Source organism: Tianxiuia mixotrophica (assembly GCF_050596425.1).
Taxonomy (GTDB): Bacteria; Bacillota; Clostridia; order Peptostreptococcales; family Acidaminobacteraceae.
On the sequence record NZ_CP192292.1, the window covers coordinates 4185735 to 4207326 of the forward strand.

General features: G+C 37.1%; 19 protein-coding genes and 2 riboswitches. Of the genes, 2 read left to right on the top strand and 17 right to left on the bottom strand.

Annotated elements, in window-relative coordinates; genetic code table 11:
• Nucleotides 1-187: 187 nt before the first annotated feature.
• Nucleotides 188-970: a transglutaminase-like domain-containing protein gene (locus ACQ4KW_RS18605; RefSeq protein WP_430883935.1), complete on the bottom strand. Its 783-nt coding sequence runs from the start codon at nt 968-970 to the stop codon at nt 188-190.
• A 10-nt stretch (nt 971-980) separates the two neighbouring features.
• Nucleotides 981-1058: riboswitch (cyclic di-GMP riboswitch) on the bottom strand.
• 59 nt (nt 1059-1117) lie between these two features.
• Nucleotides 1118-1205, bottom strand: a riboswitch (cyclic di-GMP riboswitch).
• A 305-nt stretch (nt 1206-1510) separates the two neighbouring features.
• On the opposite strand from ACQ4KW_RS18605, the gene ACQ4KW_RS18610 reads away from it, so the two are divergent.
• Complete coding sequence (locus ACQ4KW_RS18610; RefSeq protein ID WP_430883936.1) at nt 1511-1972, top strand: VanZ family protein; 462 nt, start codon at nt 1511-1513, stop codon at nt 1970-1972.
• A 57-nt stretch (nt 1973-2029) separates the two neighbouring features.
• On the opposite strand, the gene ACQ4KW_RS18615 is transcribed toward ACQ4KW_RS18610, so the two are convergent.
• The 7 genes from ACQ4KW_RS18615 to ACQ4KW_RS18645 all read right to left on the bottom strand — a co-directional run bounded on the left by ACQ4KW_RS18615 (nt 2030) and on the right by ACQ4KW_RS18645 (nt 10113).
• Nucleotides 2030-3088: a mannose-1-phosphate guanylyltransferase gene (locus ACQ4KW_RS18615; protein ID WP_430883937.1), complete on the bottom strand. Its 1059-nt coding sequence runs from the start codon at nt 3086-3088 to the stop codon at nt 2030-2032.
• A gap of 69 nt (nt 3089-3157) precedes the next feature.
• Nucleotides 3158-5794, bottom strand: coding sequence for an S-layer homology domain-containing protein (locus tag ACQ4KW_RS18620; protein ID WP_430883938.1), 2637 nt, complete (start codon nt 5792-5794; stop codon nt 3158-3160).
• The gene (locus ACQ4KW_RS18625; protein ID WP_430883939.1) at nt 5791-7005 is read right to left on the bottom strand and encodes an S-layer homology domain-containing protein; all 1215 of its coding nucleotides are present in this window, start codon (nt 7003-7005) and stop codon (nt 5791-5793) included. The genes ACQ4KW_RS18620 and ACQ4KW_RS18625 overlap by 4 nt, the downstream gene beginning before the upstream one ends.
• Before the next feature lie 13 nt (nt 7006-7018).
• Entirely contained in the window at nt 7019-7882 is an 864-nt protein-coding gene (locus tag ACQ4KW_RS18630; protein WP_430883940.1) for a hypothetical protein, read from the bottom strand.
• Nucleotides 7879-8664: a tyrosine-protein phosphatase gene (locus ACQ4KW_RS18635; protein ID WP_430886605.1), complete on the bottom strand. Its 786-nt coding sequence runs from the start codon at nt 8662-8664 to the stop codon at nt 7879-7881. Before ACQ4KW_RS18635 ends, ACQ4KW_RS18630 begins: the two co-directional genes overlap by 4 nt.
• Before the next feature lies 1 nt (nt 8665).
• A complete protein-coding gene (locus ACQ4KW_RS18640) occupies nt 8666-9427 on the bottom strand; it encodes a CpsD/CapB family tyrosine-protein kinase (protein ID WP_430883941.1) in 762 nt (253 codons plus the stop codon).
• 11 nt (nt 9428-9438) lie between these two features.
• Nucleotides 9439-10113, bottom strand: a complete 675-nt coding sequence (locus ACQ4KW_RS18645) for a YveK family protein (protein ID WP_430883942.1) — start codon at nt 10111-10113, stop codon at nt 9439-9441.
• 117 nt (nt 10114-10230) lie between these two features.
• Between ACQ4KW_RS18645 and ACQ4KW_RS18650 the strand changes: the two genes are divergently transcribed.
• Nucleotides 10231-10404, top strand: coding sequence for a hypothetical protein (locus ACQ4KW_RS18650; RefSeq protein ID WP_430883943.1), 174 nt, complete (start codon nt 10231-10233; stop codon nt 10402-10404).
• Between the two features lie 308 nt (nt 10405-10712).
• On the opposite strand, the gene ACQ4KW_RS18655 is transcribed toward ACQ4KW_RS18650, so the two are convergent.
• The 9 genes from ACQ4KW_RS18655 to tnpC all read right to left on the bottom strand — a co-directional run bounded on the left by ACQ4KW_RS18655 (nt 10713) and on the right by tnpC (nt 21546).
• A complete protein-coding gene (locus tag ACQ4KW_RS18655; RefSeq protein ID WP_430883944.1) occupies nt 10713-11645 on the bottom strand; it encodes a type I phosphomannose isomerase catalytic subunit in 933 nt (310 codons plus the stop codon).
• A 117-nt stretch (nt 11646-11762) separates the two neighbouring features.
• Nucleotides 11763-13304, bottom strand: a complete 1542-nt coding sequence (murJ, locus tag ACQ4KW_RS18660; protein ID WP_430883945.1) for a murein biosynthesis integral membrane protein MurJ — start codon at nt 13302-13304, stop codon at nt 11763-11765.
• Between the two features lie 4 nt (nt 13305-13308).
• Nucleotides 13309-14547, bottom strand: a complete 1239-nt coding sequence (locus ACQ4KW_RS18665; protein ID WP_430883946.1) for a Coenzyme F420 hydrogenase/dehydrogenase, beta subunit C-terminal domain — start codon at nt 14545-14547, stop codon at nt 13309-13311.
• Complete coding sequence (locus tag ACQ4KW_RS18670; protein WP_430883947.1) at nt 14547-15803, bottom strand: polysaccharide pyruvyl transferase family protein; 1257 nt, start codon at nt 15801-15803, stop codon at nt 14547-14549. Before ACQ4KW_RS18670 ends, ACQ4KW_RS18665 begins: the two co-directional genes overlap by 1 nt.
• A 2-nt stretch (nt 15804-15805) precedes the next feature.
• On the bottom strand, nt 15806-16552 hold the full coding sequence (locus ACQ4KW_RS18675; RefSeq protein WP_430883948.1) for a WecB/TagA/CpsF family glycosyltransferase: 747 nt from the start codon (nt 16550-16552) through the stop codon (nt 15806-15808).
• 4 nt (nt 16553-16556) lie between these two features.
• Nucleotides 16557-18017, bottom strand: coding sequence for a hypothetical protein (locus ACQ4KW_RS18680; protein WP_430883949.1), 1461 nt, complete (start codon nt 18015-18017; stop codon nt 16557-16559).
• Nucleotides 18007-18660, bottom strand: a complete 654-nt coding sequence (locus tag ACQ4KW_RS18685) for a sugar transferase (protein WP_430886606.1) — start codon at nt 18658-18660, stop codon at nt 18007-18009. The genes ACQ4KW_RS18680 and ACQ4KW_RS18685 overlap by 11 nt, the downstream gene beginning before the upstream one ends.
• Nucleotides 18661-18709: 49 nt before the next feature.
• Nucleotides 18710-19597 carry a UTP--glucose-1-phosphate uridylyltransferase gene (locus ACQ4KW_RS18690; RefSeq protein WP_430883950.1) on the bottom strand — a complete coding sequence of 296 codons (888 nt, stop codon included), beginning with the start codon at nt 19595-19597 and terminating at the stop codon, nt 18710-18712.
• Nucleotides 19598-19944: 347 nt separating this feature from the next.
• Complete coding sequence (gene tnpC / locus ACQ4KW_RS18695) at nt 19945-21546, bottom strand: IS66 family transposase (protein ID WP_430883388.1); 1602 nt, start codon at nt 21544-21546, stop codon at nt 19945-19947.
• Between the last annotated feature and the right edge of the window lie 46 nt (nt 21547-21592).

Sequence of the window (21592 nt, forward strand, 5' to 3'; positions counted from 1 at the left end):
TTAATGGAATTCTAAGGATTTGACTATGGTTAGTTAAGACAATACAAGGTTTTTTAATACAACTCGGCAGTTTTTCCTTATTTTTAGCGTAAAATAAAAACACCATCCCCCCTTACGCCATAGGCCTAGGGTTGATGCTGTAAATGAATGATCTGGATTTGAGTAAGTATTTGAGAGGGTTAGCAAATTAATACGTGTGAACATTGTTAAATTGTCTTGGGTCTTGCTGCATCATTGTGAACATGCCATCAGATTTTAAAATTGCATCTGTGGTTGTGTCAACAACGATCCACTGACCATCAAGATATACTTCGTTCCACGCATGATAGGCATCTATGCCACTTCTGTATCCCTTAACAAGTTTTGTTGGGATACCTTGGCTTCTTAGCATTCCTGCGAAAAGAGCCGAGTAGTCGTAGCAAATTCCTGATCCATCTTGAATAAACGCGTCAACGTTTGGTGTGTACAGACTTGTAAGACCATTGATTTTATCATAATCATATGAGTATGTGTCAACAATATAGTTGTAGACTGCATCAACAATCTCTGAATCTGACATATCATCATTTACAAGTGTGCGAACAGTGGCTTTCATCAATTCTGCATCTTTCCAATTCACAGTTTGGGAGCTGGTTAGGTAAGGGGCAGTTGGGGAAGCCATTTTTACGTGCACGGACTCTTCATCGACGAATTTGTATTCGCTATCAGCAACTTTTTCAAGAAGGGCCACTTGATAGGTTCCACTTCCGTATGTTAGTGGTACTGTTACAGAGCCATCAATTAGGTTATAAAAAACCTTCTCGCTGCCCTTTTGTACCATAACTTTATGCTGACCAGATTGACCTTGATAGGAAACCGAAATGATGCCTCGGTCTACTGAAGTTGTATCAAAATAAGCTGTGTCTGCAAATGAACCAATAGATCCAAAGCAGATAACAAACGTTAGTAATACAACTAAGGTTTTTTTCATGATCTTTCCCTCCAGTAACTGGCTGTCTCGAAATTGAGACCCTATAGTTTTGCGTCCCAGCCTCACGACTGGTTTGCCCTTATGTAAATAAAGGGAAAGAAAAGTCTATTTAGTTTTGAAGTTACATGTTATGGGTCAGACCTTTCTTTCGGTAACTGGCTACCATACCGGATCTTCCGGCTTAGGCCCTACAGTTTTGCGTCCCAACCTTTCAGTTGGTTTGCCCTTTCGAGAAAACAATCTGCCTTTCGGCAATAAAGATTTTCCCGGATACAATTCCAGAGACCATCTTCACTGACCCTCTCTTGTCATCTATTTACCCCATTCGACAAATTTCTACACTGGTATGTTATGGATTGTATGGATTTTCGTACAATTTCGAACGTATTCAATACTTGCCTATCCAATTTGTGACCGAATCGGAACTTTTGACCGGTTACTTACGTCCAAATTATGGGTACTTAAATCTTATAACCACAATATACTGAAATCTTTTGGTATAATCCAGAGACTTTGGTCCTGTTTGAAAGGCGTGAAAGTATGGGTTTTAATAAAGTTAAACATATTTTAAGAGCACTACCTGTTGTTTCGGTGCTTGTGCTCGGGTGGTTGTCTCATCAGGATGGGGCGGAAACGGTAGACCAGTCCTACGTGATTCTCAATAAACTCCTTCATTTAAATATAAAAATAGACTATTACTTCTTTCGGGACTTAATGCACCTCTTTGCTTTTTTTGTTATTGGACTGACCCTTTATGTGGCGATGAATCATTTTGAACCGCCAAAACTTAAAGCTGTGCTTGTAACACTTTTCCTACTACCGCTGATTGCGGGCCTTGATGAATACCACCAAAGCTTCATTCCCGGGCGAACCCCCAGTATAAAAGACATTCAACTTGATTTAGCTGGTGGGATCGGTGGTCTACTTGTGGGCATTGTGATTGCATATACGATGTATCAGATTTTACTTAAATTTAGGTATAAAAGAAACCCAGTACATTAGGCGTTTGCCTTGTACTGGGTTTTGTGGATTTCTCATAATTCGTATTGTATATAAGGTCTATAGATAGTCTTCCATATTGTTTTTCTTAAATGATTCAACAATAGTCTTCACATCTTGCGCCCTATCTTTAGGCAACACTAAGATTGCATCCTCTTCTTCAATAATAATCATATTATCAAGACCAACAGTGGCAATAAGTTTTGATTTACTAATGACCGTGGTGTTTTTACTCTCAATTGCGAGAGCCTTTCCTTCAATAATGTTATTATTTTCATCAGATTCACGTATAGAATCAAGAGCTTCGAAAGTTCCAACATCGTTCCACTCAAAATAGGATGGAACCACTTGTACCTTATCAGATTTTTCAAGAATACCATAATCTATCGAAACTTTCTCCATTAAGGGATATTCTTTTTTAACAGTGTTTTTACTATAGTCTTCAGCAATACTTACAAGTCTTGAGGATAACTCCGGTAGATGTCTTTTGAATTCTTCAAGTATAACATCACTTCTCCATGTGAACATACCACTGTTCCAAAAATATGAGCCATGATCAATATATTTTTTCGCAGTCGTTAAATCTGGCTTTTCAACAAATTCTTTTACTTGACCAACCCCATTTGTGATTACCTTATCTTCCATTCGAATATAACCATACCCTGTTGCTGGATAAGTGGGATTCAACCCAAATGTGACAAGGCTATTATTTTCACTAGCGGCATCAATCCCCAATTTTATTGTCTTTTGAAACTTTTCAACATCTGAAATATGATGGTCTGCTGGAAAAACAGACATTACGCAATGTCCATATTTTTTTTCTAAAACCACCGCCGAATAACCAATGGCTGCAGAAGTGTTTCTCATAGCAGGTTCAAATATCAAGTTCTCTCTTTTAAAGTTTTCAGGAAGTGTTTCTAAAAGAACAGTCTCTTGGTCCTTATTTGTTACTATATGAATATCATCTATATCATAGAGTCCAATTAATCTTTCAATGGTTTCATTTAATAATGTATCTTGGCCCGTTAAGTTAAGATACTGTTTAGGCATACTTTTTCTACTCATTGGCCAGAACCTTGTTCCGGCACCACCTGCCATTATAAGCGCAATATTTTTCATAACATCCCCCTTGTATTAAAAAAGGCCTGCTTTGACAGCAGACCTTTTTTATCAACAAATTCTCTTGCTCTACTTTTCAAAAAGGTTTCTAAGCATTTGAGCCGCTTCCGCTCTTGTTGCTGTTTTAGAAGGTCTGAATGAACCATCTTCAAATCCACCAATGATACTGTGGTATTTTGAAGCTGAAACTGCATCATAAGCATAGTCAGCAATTAGGACACTATCACCAAATGCTGTCGCATTTCCTTTCATTTCAGTGCCATTCATAAACTTGTAGGCCTTGGCAATCATAACAGCCATATCTTGGCGCGTCACTGTTGCATCTGGTGCAAAGTTTCCATTTCCAACACCGCTCACAAGGCCATTAATGCCTGCTAAACCAACTTGCTTATAGTACCAAGCGTCTTCAGGAATGTCCTTAAAGTTGCCAGCCACTTCTCCATCAAGACCGATCATGTTTACAAGATAAGCTGCAAACTCAGCTCTTGTGATTTCGGCATCTGGCTCGAAGGCTGTTGCCGAACGACCACTTGTGATCTTATTGGCTGTCATCATTTCAATTGTTTCCTGTGCCCAGTGTCCTTGTATATCATCAAACACCACATTGGACTTAAGAACTGCATACTTACTGAAGTGAGGGGCTTCAAATTCTGCCACGCCATCAACAATTTTCGTTGGAACGTGTTCCCATGCGCCGGCTTCATCATCGTAAACAAAGACACTTAACTTATGGGCATCCACTTTTAGCATATCAACAAGCTTCTTCACATCAATGGATAGCTTTGGCTTTGCACCACTTAGGTTGGCATCTGCATTTCCTGCTTTGAATTCAATATCGTATACATCTGAAACAACATCAATATCAAGACCATCTGTCGCTTCTGCTTCTTTAATGGCTTGTGTTTCATCTGCTTCAAGAATATCACTTTCGACAGTCATACCTGATTCAGCGTACTGAGCAAGGAGTTCTGCTGGCACCTTAAACTTCATACCACCAAGATTGATCTCAACTTCTGCACTTGATGCTTTAAGGCTTTCTAATGTTTCTGCTGCAAGTTCAACCTCTTGAAGTTCGTTCGTTGCTGTTAACTCAATGCTAATAACAGGCTTGATAAGAGCCGCTGCCTGAGTCATGCCATTTTCAACAAGTGTTGCTTTTAACTCTGTCATAGCCTTTGTTGCACCAGCTAGAGCGTCTTTTACTGAATCAGCAGAAAGAACCACTTCGTTAGAATCCGCTTTCGCTTGACCTGCTTTTTTGATAACCGCTTCAACCATAGCCACTGCTTTTTTATTCATTACAGCTGTGTTAGCGCCTTCAATATCACGGGCAACAGCATTTTTAAGCGTTGTTTCAATTACCGATTTTACCACTGACTGGGCTTCATCTGAAGTTAAATCTGGCTTTTCAAGAAGCTCTTCGACTAAAGCTACCACGGTGTTTGCAACTTGTGCCGCTTCATAGCCGTTGGCATTTCTTTCATTCAGCTCTTTAGCTAGATCAAGGGTTAGTGTCTTGATTGACTTGGCAGCCTTTTCTGCGGACTCATTTGCAAGTGAACCCTTTAGCTTCATTGCGCTTTCTAGTTTTTCAGACTCATATTTCTTTGTCGTGTCAGCAGGACCTTGAGGCACGTCTTCCTCATTGACTTCAATTGTATTGTTGTCATTATTCGGCTGGTTTCCAGTGCTTGGTGTGTTGTTTCCACCGCCACCGTTTCCACCGCCGCCTCCGCCGCCGCTTCCACTACTGCTTCCACCACCAGAGTTATTCGTATCTCTTGGTTTAGTATAGTCCGGTAGCTTTTCAATAAGCTTCATGTTCTGAAGGGTTTTAAGCGTTGCATACTTTGTATTGTCTAGGCCTTCATCCACATTGGCTTTAGAGATTTTCGCCAGCCCAAGCTCTGATTCAACAGATTCTAGAATGGCGTTCATAACCTTTACAAATGTTGATACAATTTCTTCACTGGCATCTTCAGAAACATATTCATCAATAGCCTTTTTCATATTCTCTTCTGTTTTTGAAGACGTCACGCCAACACCCAGGTTGACTTTTATGTAATTTAGAGACTTATTAGAATGTCTATATGTTTTTTCAGTCGCAATTTTTTCATTAGCTAAAACATTGTACATGCCTGAGAACACATCAAGTTGGTCAACATCTTCTTTGTCTTTTACCCAACCATAGATTTCATCTCTGAATGCTTTCGGGAAATAGTCGTAAACACGTCTGCCCATATCATCAAGCATTGGGAATAGATCATCGTAGTCTTCTTCACTGATGCTTCCCATTTCATAAATGACCTCAAAGACTGTCTTGTTCTTATCAGAATCATCCATCGTGTCTTCAAGTGTTGGGAACTCTTTTAAGAAGCCATCATAAATTTCATGAACAGATGCCGCAATTTCGGCGTCCGTATCACCAAAACCAAATTTCGCTAGTCTTTTCTTTTCATTATCTGTTAAATTTCCAATTTCTTTTTCAATTTCCGCCTTAAAGTTTAACTCCTTCAGCGTACTATACATTTGATAAAAGGCTGCAACCGTTTCTGCCTTATTATCACCCTTTAATAGTTCTTCGTACTTTGACAACAAGTCATTATAAAGTGACTGTGATGTACTTTGTCCAAACATTGGAGCTGGGGCACTAGCGGCCAATAGTCCAGCCACACTTAGACAAATCATGCGTTTTTTCATACTCATGCTGATACCTCCTCAAGTTTAGATATGATATAATCATGGAATTGTTTAAGCATGACAGCAATTTGCCCGCGTGTTACGTCTTCGTTAGGCGCCAGTCTGCCATCACCCATTCCTTTTATAATTCCTAATGCGACTGCTTTATGCATTGCATTGAAATTTTCCGGTTTAATATTCTTAGCATCTTCAAATTTGGCCAAGTCATTTGGACTGCTCTCAACTTTGGATAATCCCATAGCATCGAGCGCATTAATAAGAACCTTAACAACATCTTGACGCTTCATCTCATTATTTGGCTGAATACGTCCTTCATCATCACTATTTGAGATACCAAGTGCAGTCATTTGCGCCACATATTCTGCATACCAAGCACTCTCATCCACGTCAGATGGCATGGCCATTTCAAAGCTCATCTGAGATTTATCTTCAATCATTATCTTGGATAACATGGTTAAAAGTTCTGCATTTGTTACAGTGGCATTGGGATCAAATGCGCTTTCAGATTTACCTGATAAAACACCACGTACAACAAAAAAGTCGACATAATCTTTCGACCAATGGGTTTTCATATCTTCAAAACCATCTACTGATTTTTGGTTTTTAACTTCAAGTGCTTTTGATAAAAAGCCTTTTTGCTTCATAACCTTTGATAGCTTTATAGCGCCCTCAGGCACCGACTCATCTTCAACTGTTATGATCTCGTTACCTTGACCAGTTGAATTTCCAGATCCTCCAGAACCGCCTGATCCGCCACCGCTTTTCGTTTTCGAATCATCCTTCGAATCATCTTTATCAGTATCATCATCTTCATCAATAGAAGCGTACTTATCGTTAAGTGCTTTTACCTTAGACGTTTTTCCTAGGGCTGCATATTCAACAAGATGCACACGGTCCACAGAATCCCACTCAGCAAGATTATCAATGTTTCTACTAACAAAATCATCATCTATGCCTTGTTCTTCTAGCTCTTTAAGGGTATCTTCGGAAAGATTTGACTTCCATACACGTTTGAGTCCTAGAACCATGCTCCGTACATACATTGCCGTTCTTAAATCTTCAATTTTTTCTGCCTTCTTGTCTTCATCTGCATTTTCAAGCTTACCGAACATAAAATCCATATAGGATTCGTCTAAACTGTAGTCTTCAGCAAACGAAAGAACTGGCGTCATCATCAACATGCCTGCAAGGCATGCAGCTATCCATTTTTTTTGCAAAATAGCCTCCTTATTAATAGTGCTTTCTATACATTTCCAATATCCAGGCCTGCTCCTCTGGTGTGAAGTTGGCATAGAACATGGCTTTTGCTTCGTCTTTTTCTGCTTGTGTGAAACCATCTGCTGCCATTTCAAAAAGTCTGTCCACCTGGCTCTGGCTTAACTTACTAAAGGCCAGTTCATAGGCTTTGGCACGCTCACGTATTGTTGTGGCATCTGTGACTTCGTCCATATCAGGGGCTTCTTCAACGACTTCTGTGTCACCGGCTTCTGTTTCCTTGTCAACATTTGGCACGTCTTCATCAGTTGAAGCGGCTTGAGTCGCTTCTGTTTGAATCCCTTCAGATTGAGTCTCTTGAGAATGAGAGTCTGTTGTCACCGTATTTTGAAGTGTTTCATTATCTGATTCACTACCATGTGATTGTTTTTCTACGGATTCACCGGCTGATGTTTCACTCTCCTGAGCTTGAGTGGACTTTTTATTTCCACTGCTTTGATTTTGAGAGGCAGAGGCCTTTGAACCTTGCTTTGATTCATCTTTTGAATCTTTACTAGAAGCCCTTTCATCACTGTTTTTCACATCAGGCTTAGAACCAGGGTTTTCACTGTCTGGGTCGTCAATTTCTGAGTGGGTAAGCTCTGAATCATCATTCAGTGAACTTTCTTCACCTTGGCCTTTCCCCTTATTAGACGAACCTGCTGGAATGTCTTCACTTTCGACAGTAATTGTGTCTTTTTTTACTTTCATTTGGTCTTGCTTTTTTGCCATATTGACCATAGTTTGTGTGATTTTATAATCAACATACAAGAAGGCACCAGCGCCACCTATGACTAAAACTGCACAAACTATTAAAAATATTTTCAACCAACGCTTCATGCAGACACCCTCCTGAATTTTCCAAAGATTTGCTGTATAAAGGTTTGGGGTTCATATCTTGTGTGTTTAGAAGATATTGTTTTTGAATCGATCATGACCGCGTATGGATTTGCCACTGTCATTTCATCATACATGCTTCCAGAAACCAGCTCCTTCAGGCGGTTTCTTTCTCTTCCCATGAAAGACTGTTCACTTGTAGGACGATGAACATCTGAGCCTACAAAATGATACATATTGTGTCTTAAGAGTATTTCCGCTGTCGACTGGGCTTCTTTTCCGAACTTCCCTGTCAGACTTTTAAGATTGAGCTGAGAAAATGCTCCTTTTTCTAAAAGGCTATAGAGTCTATTGGGCTCTTCAATAATTTTCTTATTCCGCTCAGGATGGGCAATAATCGGCACATAACCTGCTAGTTTCAACTCATGAAAAACATGGTCTGTATAAACAGGAATATCATACATGGGAAACTCTATAAGGACATAAGAGCTGTCTCCCAGCGTTAGGGCCTTGCCACTTTCTAAGTGGTCTATGGTTAAGTGGTCAATGAGTATTTCATGACCTAGAATAATATCAAAATCATATTTCTCTTCGTCAATATACTCTTGAAGCTTTGCCACCCTATTTTTTAAATCATCCACCGAATAATTGTTATCGTGGGCAATGAAGTGAGACGTGGCAAACATCTGCTTAACGCCTGCCGCCACTACATCATCGATCATTTGACAACTCATAGCAAAAGACTTTGAGCCATCATCGATGTCATACAGTATATGGCTATGCATATCAATCAAATGCACTCACCTGCTTTCTTTTTTTACTGCCAAATAACTTAGAAAGCCCCTTCTTTTCTTTTGGCTGGTCTTCATAGTAGCCTGAGTAATATGAATTGTAATGGTACTTATAATATCCGCCCTGATGGACTGGAATTTTGTTAAGAACCACACCCAGTATTCTTGCACCTACATTATCAAGCAGTTTTTTTGCGTACTCAGCACCCTTTATATCTGTTTCACCAGCGGCACACACAAGCATGACGCCATTCATTTTCGGTGATAGAACCGCGGCATCGGTGACCATGCCCACTGGTGGGGTGTCGAATATAACCACATCAAACTCTTTTTCCAGTTCTCCTAAAACGGCATCCATAGCCTTTGACCCAATCAGTTCAGAAGGATTCGGCGGTATGGGCCCCGTTGTCATAAGTTGAAGATTTTCGTGTTCTGTACGCTTTAAATGCCTAGTAATATCCGTAGGATCTAAAAGGGCATTTGTTAAACCAAATCGATTAGACACATCAAAGATTTCATGTTGTCTTGGCTTTCTTAAGTCAATGTCAACGAGACAGACCCTTTTGTCACTCTTGGCAAGTGCCAAAGCCAGATTGGCTGATGTCGTGCTTTTGCCAGCCCCTGCGCCTGGTGATGTAATTGCGATTCGCTTTAAGGTGCCATCGATATTTGAAAATTGAAGATTTGTTCTCAGTGTTCTGTAGGCTTCAGCCACAGGCGACTTTGGATTTTCTGATATATAAAGTCTACGGTTCATGACCTGGCCTCCTATTTAATATGTTCTGGAATCATGCCTATGACAGGAATTCCGAGGGATTTTTCTATGTCTTCTGGGACTTTTATTGTTTGGTCTAGGGCTTCCATTAGGAAGACTATGAAAACACTCATCATAAGACCAACCACACCAGCAATGGCAATGTTTAGCTTAATTCTAGGACTGACAGGTTCCTCAGGTAGGCCCGCCTTGTCAATGATTTGCACGTTGTTTATTTGCATAATTCTTGAAACATTGCTCATGAAAACATCAGCAATCCCATTTGCAATAGCCTGTGCCTCACTTGGATTTGTAGACTGTACTGTAATTTTTATGACTTCCGTATTGTTTAAAAGCGTGACACTCACCATTTCACGGAGTTCTTCTGAATTAAGACTTGAATCAAGACTACTAAGTACTTCATCCATAACCACTTTTGACTTTGCAATTTCAGCATAGGTCCCTATAAGCTTTTGATTTGTTAGCACATCCTGGTAGGTGTACTGGCTGTTTTCTTCATAATCTGCTGGTTTTCCAAGCATAAGTGTTGTGAAGGTTTCATACTCTGGTGTGATGAAGTAAATACTGACAATACCACTAACCACAGCTGAAAGAAGTGTCACAACAAGGATCAGTGACAGTCTCCGGGTGATCATGTAGTAAAGATCACGCAATTCAATTGTTTGCATTTTGTTGCCTCCCATTATTCCCATTTGTTGCACTTAGAGCATATAGTCATGTTGAATACATTTGCTGAATCTGGTAAAATTTTAATGTTGTGAACCACATACGAAAGGATAATATAAATGCCTAAATTGTCACGGACATTAAAAAAGGCTCTGCGCCTTCAAAAAAATAAAGGAAAGTATGTCGAGGTTGATGCCCTTCTGAATAAAAAAGAAAAACAACAACTCGTTTTGACCCTTAGTATTCTTGCTATACCAGTTCTCATTGGACTCATCGTAATTCTTATTCAGTAATCCAGTGAAGTGTCCCAAGTACAATGACGAAACGTATTCAAACTAGGGATATTATAGCTTTTTACAATATAATGAAATCTGTCTTGGTGCGTTCAACCATGATATGGTTTTAAATAGCCGAAAGGATGTTTTATGAATTTTGGTTTAGTGCTTATTGGAACAAGTATCTCACTTGCAATTTTCACATCGATTTTCGTTGTTTTAAAGGCCAAAAAAGAAAGATACCCTCTCGGTGGGAGAGGGTTGGTTTTAATGTCTAGTATCGTTTCTTTAATATTAATAACAGGTCTATTTTTACTTGCACGGAACTAGTCTATCCAAGTATCGAGTAAATCCAATTGCCCTTCAACAGCAAACTCACCCATGCTGGCTGGAATAAGAACACTTTCACCTTTTCTTAATGTGTCTGTATGTTTCTCAGAAAATATCTTTCCACTGCCATCTACACATGTCAAAATTCTAAAACTATTTGGATTACTTTTAGATTTATAACGGTCTGTTATATACAGCTTATCGATGTTGAAGAATGCACTTCTAACGAAATTGATTTTTAAAGTATCCTCATCAAAATACGTCTCACCAATCGTCCTTCGCCCTACTTTGCTAAAGTTAATCACATCTAGAGCCTGTTCAACATGCAGATCCCGACCCCTACCATAGTCATACACTCTATAAGTTATATCTGAACTTTGTTGGATTTCTATCAAAGTTATACCGCTTCCAATGGCATGAACTAAACCTGACTCAACAAAGTATAGCTCGCCTGATGCTACAGGTATCTTGTTCATTTTGTCTAGCAGCACACCGGATTTTATAGAATCATTAAATTCATCTCTAGAGCAATCTTTCATACCTAAAATTATATGTGCATCTTGATCAGCGTCTAATATATACCAAGCTTCTGTTTTCCCAAGAGAATTTTCATTCCTTAATGCATAAATATCATCTGGATGTACTTGAACTGAAAGATTATCTGCTGCGCTGATCATTTTTACTAGTAGTGGGAAGTTACCTTCGCTACAAACTTTTCCAACCAAACTTTCTTTTTTCTCCAATATAAGTTTTTTGAAATCTTGACCACGCATATAACCATTTTTAATGTTTGACACACCAACAGGGTGGGTTGAAATATCCCATGATTCACCGATTAAGCCTTCGGGAATATTGCTTTTATAATCCTTAAGAGATTGTCCACCCCAAACTTTGTCTAGGTAAATAGATTCAAATTTAAATGGATACATATCGTCACCCTTTCTGCTTTTTCATAATTCTGTCATAAAAGAAAAGCAGCATTGAGATCTTGACATGTATCCCCGTCAACTAGAGCTAAACATCCAGACTACTGAATTTATAATTATCTAAATTTGATTTCTAATCCATATCCGATTTCCATTTCTTATACACTCCTTGTAGTACTTCATTATTTCATTTCTATAAAAATATGTAATGCAACACAAATAGCATGCAAAGAACATAACGCCATCTATTATAAATCGAAAAATCATGTTGTCAGCACTATTTCTATTAGAAATTAACACCAAACATGAAATCACCATTGATATTATATACTTTCCTACACGATTAATTACAAGAATAAAATCAAGGTTAGTTTCGTTCAACTTTGTCAAATATTTGAATAGTACAAAATTGGTAAAATAAGATGCAGTGATTGTTGCGACTGCTATACCATTTACGCCAAAAAGTCGAATGAGTGTTAAATTAAGTGTTATGTTGATCAAAACACCAAATGTATTTATAAACATCGGCACTTTATACTCACCTATACTATAGTACATCTTTATTAACAAATCTCTAAAGCCTATTGCAGCAAATCCCATAGCATAAATACCAAATACAGTACTTGTAGTTGTCAACACCTCGCTACTCAATTTGCCGCTTCCGAACAATATTGTGATAATCTCTTTTCTCATAATACACGAAAAAACTGAAATAGGTATTAATACCAACATCAATAAACTCATTGAAGAAATAGTTAACCTATTGAAATCATGTTCATTTTTTTGAGCAATATAGTTAGATAGTTTAGGAAAAATAATTGAGGAAACTGCAACTCCAAAAATCGCAAGTATCAACTCATTGAATTTTGATGCATAATTCAGTATTGATACATATCCATTTCCTAATGTGCTTGCAAGAGTCCTATCAATCATCAAATTAATTTGTGTAAGTGATAGTCCTAGAAACACAGGAACAACATTCTTCAATAACATTTTAACATCATATGAAAACTTGAAATCCAATCCGAAGGGATAGTTCAAATATACGAGAAATGGTATCTGTATAATCACCTGAGATACCCATGCAATAAGACTTCCAACTGCAAGTATTTTCACTCCATAATGAGAAGATAGTATAATCGCAATAATTACAATTACATTCTTTGGAATACTTACTATTGATGTTAAATGACCATATTCTTTAACCTGTAAATATCCATTTAACAATCCCGAAACACAAATAAAAGTAATTGTTGGTATTAAAAAGTATGTCAAATAGCAAGTTAACTCAAATGTAGATTCATCAAATCCAATCGCAAAGAGCTTTACTAATCTTTCTACATTACATTCTAGTATAACTGTAGCAATTAGTGAAAAAGTAACCACTATTGTCATTACTCTTCTTACAAATTTCTCACTTTCATATTGCCCTTTTTCAGTGTTAATTCTAGAATATATTGGGATAAAAGAATTGCATACAGCTACACCAAATGCGTAAAACAGCACATACGGTATATTAAAGCTAATAATAAATGCATCACTAACTTTATCAGCACCATACACATTTGCTAGTACAAGTTCTCTGATAAATCCACTGAATTTACCAAATACCAAGAATATTGCTAACAACACAAACTGCATACCAATTTTCCTAGATTTCATTTAATTAATCTCCATAAGCTTGAAACTCAGTATCTAGTTTAATTAACACTTTCTTTGTAAAATTAACACACTTCATTGACACTTTTATTATTGAATCAGGACAATTCATAATAAACTTTCTGCCTTTTTTTCGTCTGACAAGCTCATAATTAAACATGTATATTCCTCTAAAACAAGCTCTTATTAATCTAATTCTCAGCTTTTCACTTCTAATACTAGAAAAGTACTTTAAATATATATTCCCTTTTGTAGAGGAGAATAATAGTCTACTGCTTGATGTTTCTATAGTTATTTGTCTATTCTTAGACAATTTCCTTAATATGAGGTTTCCTTCTTCACTCATCGCTAATATTAGATTGGCACCTTTTCCACAATAATCTTTATGAGATTTGAGTTCCCATGCATCTCCAAGTACTATATCTGCACCTTCAGCAAAAAAATTTCTACATTTTATACATGATTTAACCGAATACAGATAATTGTTAAAATATGTTGACCAATAATCTTTATTAATGATCTCGTCACCGTCAACTTTGCTATCCAGTAACGATACTCCCCATCCCTCTTCTCTAAACTGAAGATTCTGTAAGCCAAACGTCTTATTATTTTTTTTAATTATGTCCTTGATTCCATCATAAGTTGGTATATGCCCGCACATCAAACCAACTGTCAAAACTATTGATTCATTAACTTTTTTGTTAATTTTACTTATCTCTTTTAATCCAACTATATGACAAGGCAAACCAACATAAACGTATCGCTTACCTTCCTCTAATTCATCCAAAATCGTATTTACAGGTATTGAGCAATATTTAGACTTACTTGATTTCATCAACTCTGCAACCGAATAGATAATTTTAGGATAACCAACCATATGTTCAGTATCAAAGTAGCTAACTATTGCACCATCTACAATATTTTGCTCCATAAGTGCCTTAATTACAGTGGTGCATATTCCACCAGAACTCGATTTCATTCTTATTTCAGAATCATTGCTGTAACCAACATAAATATCAGAGTTAAAGTATTTATCTAGTGGTTTAAAGCTTAATTCTTCAAAATTCCATTTATAGTTCGGACAAACATCTAAACATCTTCCACAGTTTATACAATCTTCTTCGCAAACAAGTGGTCTATGAATATCAGTCACTTGCATATCTATGATTTTTGGGGGACACGCAATAACACACGAACCACAACCAGAGCACATATCCATATTCTGAACCACTTGGATATTATTCATTACGCCCCCATCTTTCTACTTACAAGTTCGATATTCTCTTTTGCCAATTCTCTCTGAATATTCGAATGCTTCGTAATATTCTCGCTGACTGCATTTCGTTGAGAATCAATATGCTCAAACTTTTCGTAAGCCATATTTGTTATTTGTTCGAAATTACTTTCAGTTATATCTAGTACATAATCTGATTGATTAAGTCTCTCGCCAACCAGTGACTTAAACTTAACACCTTTTGAAATACATATTGTTGGAACTCCTTGTGATAAGCCTGCTATTGCTGCGTGCATTCTACTGGAAATCAGAATATCACATTTACCTATTATCCACTTTAGTCTTTTTGAATGATAGTTTTCTTTCAAAAAGTAAACTTTATCGCTATATTTGCTAAGTCTCTCAAAAATTATTGCGGCAGTCTCCCTATCATCCTGATCAGGACGTATAACATGAGGTATTAATACTATGTTATAGTCATTCTCCAAAATTATTTTTTCTAACAACTTTTCAAAGCAGTCAAGAAAATCTACTCCTTCATTCCCAGAAATCTGATCTCCCCACTTTTTCATTAAATTACTAATTGAAACAGCAAGAGTTTTGGTTTTCGAACTCAAGAGTATTTTTTCAAGATCTTCGTCAACTTTAGCAATCTCTGGGTTCTGCAAAAACGCTAAATCAGCTAAGTTCTGAATTTCAGTTTCTATTCCAATTTCATGAAGATAATTATATGTGAAGTTCTCTCTAGCAGAGATTACACTTTGTCTATCTAATGCTCTCTTGATAAGCCATTTTCCTAAGTTTGTATGAAATGGACCAATTGTTTGGGCCATTACTATAGTACGTATCCCTAATCTTGAACCAAGATTTAATGGAAGCAATCTTCGAATCAATGGGAGAAGACCATAATCCTCTGTTAAACTATCTCCATTAATATCAATAATCAAATCATACTTCAAGAAAAACTCTTTTACTTTTTTAGGGATCATACCACCAAACTCAAGTAATAGTTGAGTACTTTCTTTTAAATAACTTGGTTTTGAATAAGTTCCTTTACTAACATCTTTTGAACTCGTCCAAGGAAACATCACAACACTTAAGTTGGGATATTCCTCATACATTTTCTTGTCGTCTAAATAAAACTTAGATGATAAAAGATCAATATCAAACTCTAGACCTTTCTCTTTAAGTCCATCATATAACCCCATAACCATACCCATACATCCCTTGTTGAATATTAGAGGTTCACCAGTTATAAGAATTTTCATTTCTACTTCTCCTTTTTAATCAATTCCGTAATTAGTATAGGTAAAAAACTTGCTCCTGTAACAATATAGCGATTAAACATTCTTTTGGGATTAGATAATAATCGATGTAACCATTCAAAACCAATCTTTTGAATATACGCTGGTGCACGTCGCTGAACTCCAGCCACAAAATCTATAGATGCTCCAACTCCTATATTAATTTGAGTATTTAACTTTTGAATATTTTTACTAATCCATTCTTCTTGCAATGGTGAACCCAAAGCCACTAGAAGGCAATTTGCTCCACTTGAGTTGATTTTATCTATTATTTTTTCTGAATCAACTTCAGATAATACTTCAGTTCGTGAAGGAGAATATGTCCCAACAACATTTGCATTCTCATATGTTGCATGTGCTAAAGCCTTTGCTTTTTCAGCAACCCCTGGTGCTGCCCCTAATAAGTACACATTAAAACTGTTACAGTTATTCTTCAGAAGTTCTATTGTTAAATCTGCACCCGTTACACGTTCTTTTATGCCACCTTTTTTTAACTTTGATGTTACAACAATTGGCATACCGTCCGGAGTTATGATGTGCGCAGAATCCATGACTTTTCTGAACTCTACATCTCGCTTAGATCTTATAATATGATCAACGTTTACAGTATGAATGAATAACTTCTTATCAGTACTCAAAACGTTTCTGAATTCCATTATAATCTTGTCTTCACTCATATTTGAAAACGTTATGTCAAATAATTTAGTATTCATCTTGTTACGTTTCTCCTATGCATAAACTTTTCTCATAAATAAATCCTATAACTATGAATATTATACTGCTAGCATGTGGGCTCATTGCGTTTTCCTGAAAAAGCATCACAGTGAAAATTGCTACACTTAATCCTACTCCCATTAATCCTTTACTAGATTCTTTTTTTACTGCTGAAATGAACATTCTATTAGAAATACCATAAAAAAAGAATATATATAGCAACAAACCAGGAACTCCTAATTGATATGCAATTGTCCCAGTTGCGCTCTCACCACCAGATTTCAACCATTCTGCCCTACTACTCACCAGCCCACTTATTCTAGCAAAATTTCCACCTACCCCCAACCCATTCCCTACCGGATGCTCAACTAAATTCGATGGTATAGAAAGCAATCCAATAAAATGAGGTAACGCGGAATCTTTAATAAAATTAAAACTTAATAACACAACTGCAAGAAGTATAACAAAACACTTTAAGAGTAGCTTATTAAAGTTATTCTCATTGGAATAGCTCACATACATAATCAAACCTAGAGAAAGGAAAAAAATCAACAACCCGCCTTTTCCTAAAGTACAACACGCACCAAACAACAGCAATGTACTTAGGAACTTATGTTTCTCTGTTATAAATGACCACAATAGCGGTACACTTAAAAAATAACTCAAATTCACAGGTTCCATGTATATAGAGACCATTCTTCTATAAAATACTCCACCAAGTTTTGAAAACCACATCAGAGGTACACCATTTCTAAGTAAATGCTCGTACCTTGACAAAGTCTTCGCAATATACACTCTTTTTAAATCAAACAAACCATTGAACCACATTTCACTACTTATGAATGTAACTTCAACAAAACCAAATACTACAACCCCAACGGCTAATAGAAATAACCAATCCATTAGTCGCTTTGCCTCATTCCCGCCTAACCTTAACATCCTACCGATATAAAAATATATGAATACAAACGAAAAATTCCTCAAGTATGCAATACGATTGAATATTGGGGCATTTGAGCGAAAGAAACTAACTATGATTACTCCAAGAATTCCCATAACAATGAAATCAATAGATCGCAAAGCTACTTTTCCATTATTACTTAAGATGAATCTAAGTGCTAACCCTCCAAAAATTATCACTGACAAAACTTCTTTATATAAGAGTAGCTTGCTCAGTTGATTATAGTCATAGCTTGATGAAACAATGGTTCCTAACCCTAACAAAAGATTTTGAGAACAAAGGAATAAAATATACAATTGCACGACACCTAAATCATCCTTAAATCCAAACAACATCAGGAATACTATAAAGATAGTTGGTAATACTAGTGATATGTAAAAGGTTAATGTACTATCATAGCCCTGTACCAGAATGTATAACAGTGAAATTAGTGCATATGCTGCTACAGCAACACTGTATCTACTTTCCATAGAACTACGAGTAGTTATATATTCAAGATGCATTATTATCTCCTAGGAAAACTTTGAAAGTCATTAGAATAAGCCTTATGTCCAACACCACATTCATATCCTCAATATACTTTAAATCCAACTCAACCCACTCATCAAAAGTCGTCTCATTACGACCACCAATTTGCCAGTAGCATGTAAGTCCACCTTTTACCTTTAGACGCTGCATCTGATACGCATCATACTGTTCAACTTCTCTAGGAAGTGGTGGTCTTGGACCAACAAAGCTCATGTCCCCTTTGAGGATGTTGATGAGCTGTGGTAATTCATCAATAGAAGTTTTTCTAATGAACTTTCCAACCTTAGTAATTCTAGGGTCATCCTTAATTTTGAATGCAGGTCCATCTACTTCATTCAAGTGCATTAAGCTCTCTAAAAGTTCTTCTGCATTATGTACCATAGATCTGAACTTGTAAAATTTAAATATCTTTCCATTCTTTCCTACACGCTCTTGCGCGAAAAGCACTGTGCCTTTTGGGTCTTCCCACTTAATCGCAATCGCTACGATTATGAAGAGTGGTGCTAGCAGAACAAGCCCCACTATAACGCCACAAATATCAATGATTCTTTTCAGAAGTGGGTAAAACACAGTATGGTTTGACTTAATCCGCATGTCCTCTAAATATGCGTTATACATACTTTCCATTTCTTTTTCCCCCTATCAATGTACTTCACATCAATTTACCTTATAATGCATTTTGCCTATGTTCATGCACCACCGTTGTCATCTGTTCTAAGATTGAATGCTTCATTTCCTCCCGCTTCAGTGCAAAATCTAGCGTTGCTTTGACATAACCTGTTTTTGACCCAATATCATACCTTTTGCCTTCAAAGTCCATGCCATATACCATTTGATCTTTTGCAAGCATTGTAATGGCTTTGGTTAATGGCACATCCGATGGACTCTTTTCATATATGGCATCGATATAGTCAAAAATTTCTGGTCTAAGTACAAATCTGCCCACCACAGTGTTTTGTGATGGTGCTTCTTCTTTTTGTGGCTTTTCAAGAAGACCTTTAATTTCATGTATACCGTCTTCATTGAGTTCTGATTCGATCACACCATAATGTTCCACTTGGTCTTTTGTATTTTCTCGAATGGCCAATATAGAATGTTCTAAAGACTCGTAGGCTGTCATCATTTGCTTTATGCAAGGCGCATCCTTAGAATCTATGAGTTCATCTCCATATAAAACTGCAAATGGTTCACTGCCGACAAAGGCTCTTGCCATAAGTAAGGCATGCCCAGACCCAAGGGGTCTTTTTTGTCGTATAAAGTGAATATTAGCCAGATTGGAAAGACTGAGTGTCGACTCTAGGAGTTCATCGTCATGTCTTTCTCTTAAGGTTGTTTCTATTTCCACAGCATGGTCAAAGTGGTCTTCAATCATGCTTTTATTTCTGCCTGTTATTATGAGTATTTCCTCAATGCCCGCTGCCACGACTTCCTCAACGATGTATTGAATGACGGGCTTATCTACCACTGGCAGCATTTCTTTTGGTATGGCCCTAGTCGCGGGTAAAAAATGTGTTCCCAACCCTGCTGCCGTAATTATTGCTTTTTTGACTTTCATGTCACACCATCCCTACTATGTCTAACCCTATACAACGCGACCTGGTGCCGCATCCCCCACAAGACAGTGGAGAAGGCCGGGCAGCCTTCTCCGGGAATATGGGATGTGGATCGTGTCTTCGCAGACCATCCACAATGAATAGTATAGTCAAGTGACTAAAGTCCTTTTGTAATTTGTGTCGAGTAACCTGATTGTGTACCTGAGTATCCGAAAATCGGCTTTTTTGACCATAAAAGCATATAAAAAACGAGCCCAACAAAAGTTGGACCCGCTTTAACCTTACATATAAAATTACTTAGTTTCTTTCTTATGCTTCAACTCAACTTCAACACCTTCAAAGGATGTAACTATTCAGTCACAGCTTTAAGAAAATCCATTGATTGACCTTTTAAAGCAGATTTAATCGCAGTATATGAATTGATACCATGCTTAGCCATAGTTCCTAGATAAGACATAATTCTTACAAAAGTATCTGCACCTTCTTTGGTTCTGAAAGTTCCTGATACCTTTTGTTTCACTTTAATCATTCGGACATCACGCTCTGCTTGGTTATTATCAAAGGGAACATTGAAGTCATTTATAAATAGACAGACTTCCCCCTTGTGGGATGCAAAGCGTTCAATCAAAGCTCTGATTTTACCTTTTTTATGGCGACCACGTTTACCTTTAGGTTTATCAGGTATTGGATTCGCCTTTATGGCTTCTTCTACGATGGCATCGTATTTTGAATTGAAATATTTCAATTGATACTCGCTTAAAGTTGTATAACCATCATTCTTTAAGGTATCCTTTAGATTTTTCATCTCAAGAAGCAGATTGATCATATTTTCAGCCCATATCTGTTCTGGATAATTTTCTATTACACCAGTCAGTTCCCTTAATAGGTGTGCATTGCAGATTCCATGATCAACGTTTTTATATGTAAAATACGGTTTCCAAAAGTCATGTATCGCTATACCTTTAAACTCAGGGAGGATACCACTTGAGTCCATCCCTATTGATCCCCGCTTTTCTTCTACTGTCAAATAAGTGAAGTGGGTATTTGAAGCATTATGAACCCAGTGAAGTTTTTTATCTACACGTAAACCTGTTTCATCAAAATGAGCAAGATCTAGTGACTTGACCTTGTCACGAATAAGATTTACGGTATCTTCTAGTTTTTCACTTACATTGGTAACCATAGAATGAATTGTACCTGTACTAATGGGCAGATTGAATACTGCGCTTAAAATATCATGAGTACGTTTGATGCCTACCATACCAGCAGTATTTAGTGTAACAGCAAGCGCTTTCAAATTGTCACCATACTGAACACGCCCTTTGATAGACTCTGGAAACACACCAGATATGACTTCATTGTTTCTATAGGAACATTCACATGTCATTACCTGATGAGCTGTAACCTTTGTATCAATAATGATATCGATATTATATCTAGTTTCAGAAACCTGACATGCATCACACTGTTTTTTAAACGGACAGTTATTACATTCTTTCGGAAAATGCTGTACTGTTTCATCAGGAGTTTTCATAAGTTTAAGTCCGTTGCCTTTGTGCCCTTTCTGAGCACCGGCAGATTTGCCGGAAGGCTTGCGTAAACTCTTTGGTTTAGGTTTTTTAAGCCCATCGCTTGAAGGAGGTTTAGAACTGTTATTGCTGTTTTTATTGAGGCTTTCCTTCAAGGTCTTGATGGTTTCTGCTTGCTCAGCATTAGTGGCTATCAGACTATTAATAATATCAGTTTGATTGTTGATTGTGTCAGTTTGATTGTTGATTGTGTCAGTTTGATTGTTGATTGTGTCAGTTTGATTGTTGATTGTGTCGGTTTGATTGTTGATTGTGTCGGTTTGATTGTTGATTGTCGTCGTTAAAGATTCAACAGCAGCGGTAAGTGTGTTAATTTTATCCATTAGCTCTTTAGTTGTTTTTGAAGAAAAATCGTTATTCATGCTGCTATCTCCTCTCTTTTTTTAGCTACTTATATTATAGCATAAA